Annotated in this window: 8 protein-coding genes; 3 read left to right on the top strand and 5 right to left on the bottom strand. The window is 67.9% G+C overall.

Annotated elements, in window-relative coordinates; translation table 11 throughout:
• The coding region (locus ACDP63_RS23850) for a ferric reductase-like transmembrane domain-containing protein (protein ID WP_409928762.1) at nucleotides 1–272 on the bottom strand (272 nt) is incomplete at its 3' end.
• Nucleotides 273–597: 325 nt separating this feature from the next.
• A complete protein-coding gene (locus ACDP63_RS23845) occupies nucleotides 598–756 on the bottom strand; it encodes a LysR family transcriptional regulator (RefSeq protein ID WP_081750585.1) in 159 nt (52 codons plus the stop codon).
• 108 nt (nucleotides 757–864) lie between these two features.
• Between ACDP63_RS23845 and ACDP63_RS23840 the strand changes: the two genes are divergently transcribed.
• The 3 genes from ACDP63_RS23840 to ACDP63_RS23830 all read left to right on the top strand — a co-directional run bounded on the left by ACDP63_RS23840 (nucleotide 865) and on the right by ACDP63_RS23830 (nucleotide 3,786).
• Entirely contained in the window at nucleotides 865–1,083 is a 219-nt protein-coding gene (locus ACDP63_RS23840; RefSeq protein WP_028710793.1) for a heavy-metal-associated domain-containing protein, read from the top strand.
• A gap of 64 nt (nucleotides 1,084–1,147) precedes the next feature.
• Entirely contained in the window at nucleotides 1,148–3,067 is a 1,920-nt protein-coding gene (locus ACDP63_RS23835) for a heavy metal translocating P-type ATPase (RefSeq protein WP_028717474.1), read from the top strand.
• Nucleotides 3,068–3,135: 68 nt separating this feature from the next.
• Complete coding sequence (locus ACDP63_RS23830) at nucleotides 3,136–3,786, top strand: DUF924 family protein (RefSeq protein WP_036699005.1); 651 nt, start codon at nucleotides 3,136–3,138, stop codon at nucleotides 3,784–3,786.
• 15 nt (nucleotides 3,787–3,801) lie between these two features.
• Here the strand turns inward: ACDP63_RS23830 and ACDP63_RS23825 are convergent, their stop codons facing one another.
• The 3 genes from ACDP63_RS23825 to ACDP63_RS23815 form a co-directional block, all read right to left on the bottom strand.
• A complete protein-coding gene (locus tag ACDP63_RS23825) occupies nucleotides 3,802–5,739 on the bottom strand; it encodes a heavy metal translocating P-type ATPase (protein ID WP_028710796.1) in 1,938 nt (645 codons plus the stop codon).
• 61 nt (nucleotides 5,740–5,800) lie between these two features.
• On the bottom strand, nucleotides 5,801–6,184 hold the full coding sequence (locus tag ACDP63_RS23820) for a hypothetical protein (protein WP_028710797.1): 384 nt from the start codon (nucleotides 6,182–6,184) through the stop codon (nucleotides 5,801–5,803).
• Between the two features lie 15 nt (nucleotides 6,185–6,199).
• A complete protein-coding gene (locus ACDP63_RS23815; protein WP_409928763.1) occupies nucleotides 6,200–6,892 on the bottom strand; it encodes an ABC transporter ATP-binding protein in 693 nt (230 codons plus the stop codon).
• Nucleotides 6,893–6,900 lie beyond the last annotated feature (8 nt).

The raw sequence follows: 6,900 nt of genomic DNA, 5'->3' as shown, positions 1-6,900 counted from the left end.
ACCACCGAGACGACGAGGGCCGCTATGCCCAGCCATTTGTGCAGCCGGTACATCTTGTCCAACCCGCCGAACCACCGTTCCGGCCAGCGCGGCCGCAGCGCCAGGATCATGGCAACGCTCATCGCAGCCATGGCGATGATACCAGTGTACTGGACCATCGTTCCCCGAAGCGCGAAGAAATTGGCCGGTTGGAATACCGTTGGTTCCGCCAACAGCCACAAAGCCGTCAAAAGCGCCAAGAGTGCCCAGAAGGTGAGCTTGATGTTCTGCATCGGGGCGAGTTCTTTCTATAGTGGCCACTGTGCTTTGTATATCGGAGGAAGGATTAAGGCTCGTTGACGCCGGTCAAGAGTGGAGCATGCCGCGCATCTGTCCCGAAACTCCGAAGGCTACACCAAAGCTGGGCATCGCCTTTGGCGTTGGCGCGGCGTTGGCGCTGGCTGCGCTTCTGGAGCGCGGGCACGCCGGTGATCGTTCCGCTCGACGGGCGGATCGCGGGAATCTTTGGCCCTTCGATCAATTATATTCCTCGACCGCCGACCATCGCTTGGCTTCCTGACATCGGAATGCGGCGCATCACATGCCAACTGCGAGCAGCTACAGGCCGCCCGCGCTATCGCCGCGGAGTTCGGCATCGCGGCGAAAGACGGTCGAATGGGTGACGCCAAGCACCCGCGCGGCACCCGAAAGCGATCCCGCCCGCGCCAAGGCCAGAAACAGCCGCAGGTCGTCCCAATCCTGCCCCTGTGCATTCATGCAATGATTCCTTGCCCGAATTGCCAGTCCTGATCCCGAAAGGACAGCATATCTTGAGGGGGAAGCAATGACCGCCCCATCCGGCGGACCAATGGAAAGGAACCAGCCATGACCAGAACCGTCCTGCGCAGCGACGAGTTTTCCTGCCCCTCCTGCGTCGTCAAGATCGAAAAGGCGCTGGCGGCAACCCCCGGCGTGACGAACGCCAAGGTGCATTTCAACACCGGCCGTATCGAGGTCGAGCATGATCCCGCATCCGCCCCGGTCGAAGCCCTTGTCTCGGCGGTGAAATCCACCGGCTACGAGGCCCGCCCCGCCGCATTCTGACCCATCCCTGCCAGCCCGGCCGCGCCTGCCCGTGCGGCCGGGCCTTCAAATCACGAGGCCCCGCATGTTGACCCCCATCCTGACAACCCTTCGCAAGCCGGCCAGCCAGCGCAAATGGCTGACGATCATCAGCGGCTCCTTGATCGTGTTTGGCCTGATCGCCCTTTACGGGTTCGGCCTGCGCGGGCTTTGGGCGGCATCGATGGTGACGGCGGCCTTTGTCGCCGGCTCCGACATCGCTTGGCGCGCCGTGCAGGCGCTGCGCATCCGCCATTTCTCGATCGAGTTGCTGGTGACCGTTGCGGCTATCGGCGCGCTGTTCATCGGCGAATATTGGGAATCCGCCGCCGTTACGTTCCTGTTCAGCTTCGGCGCCTGGCTTGAGGCCCGCACCCTGCGCCAGACCCGTGGCGCGCTGGCCGATCTGCTGAAGGCCGCGCCAGAGATCGCCACTGTGATCCGCGACGGCCAGCCGGTCGAGATCGCCGCCAGTGCCGTCCAGCCGAATGAGGTCGTGCTGGTGCGCGCCGGAAACCGCATCCCCGTCGATGGCGAGGTGATCGACGGTAACGCCGCCGTGTCCGAGGCCGCCATCACCGGCGAGCCGATCCCGGCCGAGAAAGCCCCCGGCTCCCACGTCCATGCCGGCACCATCGCGGAAAATGGCGTGCTGCGCATCCGCGCCACCGGCATCGGCGCCGATACCACGCTGGCCCGGATCATCCGCCGCGTCGAAGAGGCGCAGGAGGAACGCGGCCCCAGCCAGCGCATGATCGAGCGTTTCGCCCAATGGTATACGCCCGGCATCATGGTGCTGGCGCTGGGTGCCTGGGCGGTGACGCAGGATATTCGCCTCGCGCTGACCCTTCTGGTGGTGGCCTGTCCGGGCGCCCTGGTGATCTCGACGCCGGTCTCCATCGTCGCCGGCATCGGGCGGGCGGCGCGGTCGGGCATCCTCATCAAGGGCGGGCAGCATCTGGAAAGCGCCGGCCGCATCGACATGCTGGCGCTGGACAAGACCGGCACCCTGACCGAGGGCCGCCCCAGCTTGGTCGAGATCGTGCCTCTTGGCGGCATCGATCGTGCCGAATTGCTGCACTGGACGGCGATCACCGAATCCGGCTCGGACCACCCGCTGGGCCGCCCGATTATCGAGGCCGGCCGTTCCGAGGGCGAGATTCCCGCGCCCGAGACGGTCGAGGAAGTGGCCGGCATGGGTCTGGTGGTCCACCATGACGGGCGGCAGGTCGCGGCCGGCAACCGGCGGCTGTTCGACCGGCTGGGCATCGGTTTCGACGCCGAGGCCGAGGCCGCGCTGGCCGGGGTTCTGGGCCGCGGGCGCACGCCGATCATCGTGGCGCTGGACGGGCGCATCGCGGGCATCTTCGGGCTGTCCGACCAGCCCCGGCCTTCGGCCCAGAGCGCCATCGCCCGGCTGCGCGACATCGGGGTGGGGCGCATCGCCATGCTGACCGGCGACCAGCCGCAGGCCGCGCACGCCATCGCCGCCGAAATCGGCATCGACGAGGTTCATGCCGGCCTGCTGCCCGAGGACAAGCTGGAGCTGATCCGCCACTTTCAGGCCGAGGGCCGCCATGTCGCCATGATCGGCGACGGCATCAACGACGCCCCGGCGCTGGCTGCCGCCGACACCAGCATCGCCATGGGGGCCGTGGCCTCGGACGTGGCGATCGAGACCGCCGACATTGCGCTGATGACCGACGATCTGGAGAAACTGCCCGAGGCCATGGCGATTTCCCGCGCGACGCTGCGCAATATGCGCCAGAACTTGGCCATCGCGCTGCTAACTGTGGCTGGGCTGCTGGCGGGCGTGTTCAACGGCGATGTGCATATGGCCGAGGGCATGCTGATCCACCAGCTTTCGGTGCTGGTGGTGATCGCGAACGCCATGCGCCTGTTGCGCGTTCCGCGCGGACCCGGCGGGCGCCGACCTGTGCCGGCAGCGGTGCCCGCGACCGCCTAGGCGCTTGTGCCTCATCGACAATTCCGCTCCCGTGTTCATGGCGCGGGGGCGTTTTTATGGGGGATGACATGACCGATAGCAATGATGCCAGACAGATCGGCGAGGTTCTGGATTTCTGGTTCCCCGAGGGCCGCGCGCTGGATATCGACCCCGACCGCCATGCCGAGCTGGGGCGCTGGCGGATGCATGGCGGCGTGGACGGTGCGATTGCGGCGCGCTTTGGCCCGCTGACCGAACGTGGCGCGGCGGGGGCGCTGGATCATTGGGCGGCAATGCCCGGGGGCCGGCTGGCGCTGATCGTGGTGCTGGACCAGTTCTCCCGCTCGCTGTGGCGGGGCAGCGCGCGGGCCTGGGCGCAAGACCCGGCGGCATTGGCGCAGGCGCTGGAAGGGTTGGAAAACGGAGACTGGGCGGCACTTGGCCTGCCGTGGTTCCAGATCGCCTTCACCCAGCCCCTGGGACATGCCGAGGGGTCGGACCACCTGGCCCGCATCGACCGGCTGATCGCCCTGCGCCGCGACATCGCCGCCCGCGCGCCGACGCCGTTGCGGCCGCTCTATGCCTCGCTCGTCGATCAAGCGGGGCAGGTGCGCCGCGTCATCGCCAGCTTTGGCCGCCACCCGCACCGCAACGCCATCCTTGGCCGCAGATCGACGCCCGAGGAGGGTGCCTATCTTGAAAGGGGCGCGTTTCCGCATCTGCGCGTCTTTCGGGGGTGAGCGCATCCCCACGGGTCAGGTGGGCTGCGCGACACCCGTCAGCGCCTGTCCGGCAACAGACGCCTTCGGCCGGCGGATCGGGTCCGACAGCAACCGCAGCCCGTTCAGCACCACCAGCACGGTGCCGCCTTCATGGCCAATCACCACCAGCGGCAACGGCAGATCGAAGAACAGCCCGCCGATGACCAGAACCACCATGGCGCCGATGGCGAAGGTCAGGTTCTGCCGGATCACCATCGAGGTTCGACGCGATAGGCGGTGGGCATCGGCCAGCCGTTCCATATCCTCGGACAGCAATGCTACATCGGCGGCCTGTAGCGCGACTTCGGAGCCGGCGGCGCCCATGGCGATGCCGACATCGGCGCGGGCGAGAGCGGCTGCGTCATTGACGCCGTCGCCGACGAAGGCGACCTTGCCGGTCGCGGTGAGTTCTCCCACCTCGCGGACCTTGTCCTGCGGCAGCATCCCGGCAAGGATCTCGTCGGGCTCGAGGCCGAGTTCCGTGCCGATGCGCAGCGCCACCGGCCCGCGGTCCCCCGTCATCATGACGATCCGGCGCACGCCGCTGCCGCGCAGGGCAATAAGCGCCGAAATGGAACTGGCCCTTGCCTTGTCCGCCACGGCCACGGCGCCCAGCACCGTGGCGCCGCGGCCGAGATAGACGACCGTGTTGGCACCGTCGGCGAGCGCCCGCAACGCCGGGTAGTCGATCGAGGCGTTCATCTCCTCGACAAGGTAAGGATTACCGGCCCAGAGCCGGCCGAGCGCATCGAAACCTTCAATGCCGATGCCGGGCCGAGCGGTCACGTCGACGACGCTTGCGGCATCGACCCCGCGCGCGGCGGCCTCGCGGGTGATCGCAGCAGCGATATGGTGTTCCGAATGCGCCTCGAGTCCGGCCAGCAGCGACAAGAAGCGGTCCTCGTCGCCGTCCAGCGCGACGATATCCGTCACCGCCGCGCGGCCGGTGGTCAGCGTGCCCGTCTTGTCAAAGGCGAAAGTATCGACGCCAGCCAGCGTCTCCAGCGCACCGCCGCCCTTAAACAGCACGCCGCCGTGCGCCGCAGCCGACAACGCCGACAGGATGGCGGCGGGAACCGAGATGACGATGGCGCAGGGGCTGGCCGCGACCAGCAGCGTCGCTGCCCGGTAGAGCGCCTCTTCCCAGCCGCTTCCGATCCAATAGAAGACGGCAAAGGCGACCACCGCGCCCGCCATCACCGCGACCGTATAGCGCTGTCCGAACCATTCGCTGAACCGCTCGGAAGGGGCGCGGGCGGCCTGCGCCTCGGTCACCAGCCGGATCATGCGGGCGATGGTGGAGTCGCCAACGGTGCGGGTGACGGAGACCTCCATCACGCCGTCGAGGTTGACGGTCGCCTCGAACACCTGCGCGCCGGCCTCCTTGGAGACGGGCATGGATTCGCCGGTGATATTGGCCTCGTCGATGCCTCCGCGTCCGGTGACGATCACGCCGTCGGTCGGCACCCGGGCACCGGGGCGCAGCACCACCACATCGCCGACGGCGAGTGCTGCGGCGGCAACTTCCTCGACGCCGCCCGCGGTCTTGCGTAGTGCGGTTTCGGGGCGCAGCGCCATCAGCGCCTCGATGGCGCGGCGCGCCCGGCCGAGCGCGCGTTCCTCCAGCGTGGTTGAGATGCTAAACAGCGTCAGCAGCACCGCGCCCTCAAACGGGGCCCCGACGATTGCGGCGGCGATTGCTGCGACGATCATCAGCAGGTCGATGTCGAGCACGCGCTCGCGCCACAATTCCGAAAACGCGCGCCAGCCTGTCGGCAGGCCGCCCGCGAGATAGACGAACACCAGCCCCGGAAGCTCTAAAGCGTTCAAAGCTTCGCCCGGCAGCCATCTTCCGGCCGCCGCCATCACTATGCCGAGCACGGTGACGAGCGAAAGGGTCAACGACAGATCAACAGGTGGAAATCGCTTCATATCAGGTTCCTGGCTGGCGAGGTTGCGGCTGGCAGCCGCCATCGCTGGCTGGGTGGGCGGATCAATCGGATGGCTTATGGCACCGCAGTGCGAGGACTGCGATGGCAATCCAGATGGCGCTGCGCAGGATCATTGCGCCCATGGTGCGCGTCTCCCATGCACCGCCGGCACCGACATGCCACAGGAAGGCGGCGAAGACGGCCACCGTTGCCGTGGCGATGGCAATCGCAAGCATCGGCGCCCAGCCCGCGCCGCGCCACAGGCCGATCCCGGCCAGGACATAGGCAAATCCCGCGGCGAAGTTGAACCACAGCACGAACGGCACCACGGCACCCATGTCGACGCCGCCGAACAGTGCCCTGCCGCCTGAAATAACGGTCAGCAGGCCAAATACCATGGCGACGGTGGCGGCGATGGTGAGGGGGCGAGGTCGTGTTGCGGGCATGGGGATGGCTCCGGGTCAGGTATCGGCGAGGCGGCCGTCGCGCAGGTGGATCAGGCGGTCGAAGCGGTCGAAGATCTTCTCGTCATGGGTGACGGTGACGATGCAGGCCTCCTGCTCGACGGCAAGCTTGCGCATGAGGTCCATCACCAGCCCAGCCCGCGCGCCGTCGAGCGCAGCGGTCGGCTCGTCGGCGAGGATGATGCGCGGACGGTTGGCGAGCGCGCGGGCGATGGCCACGCGTTGCGCCTCGCCGCCCGAAAGCAGCGCCGGCTTGACCGTGGCGCGGTGGCCGACCTCGAGATAGTCCAGCAGTTCGCGCGCCCGCGCCCGCGCTTCCTCGGCGGGGCGGCCGGCGAGGTGGAGCACGACCCCGACGTTCTCCTGCGCCGTCAGGAACGGAAGCAGGTTGTGGCTCTGGAAGATGAAGCCGATCTTGTCGAGCCGCAGACGCCGCAGGTCGCGCCGCAGCCATCCGCCGTCGAACACCGGCTCGCCGTCGAGCGCCACCCGCCCCGCCGACGGGGCGAGGATGCAGCCGATGATGTTGAGCAGCGTGGTCTTGCCTGACCCCGACGGCCCAAGCAACGCGACCACCTCGCCGGCCCGCACGATGAGATCGACCGCGCGCAGGGCATCGACGCGGGTTTCGCCCTCGCCGAAATGCTTGGCTACGTTCGAGACCTCGATGAGGATGTCGCCGAGCGCCATGTCGGTCA

This window comes from Paracoccus sp. P2, assembly GCF_046335115.1.
GTDB lineage: Bacteria > Pseudomonadota > Alphaproteobacteria > Rhodobacterales > Rhodobacteraceae > Paracoccus > Paracoccus pantotrophus.
Note: the sequence above shows the minus strand (reverse complement) of the source record. Positions and strands in the feature narration are given on the sequence as shown.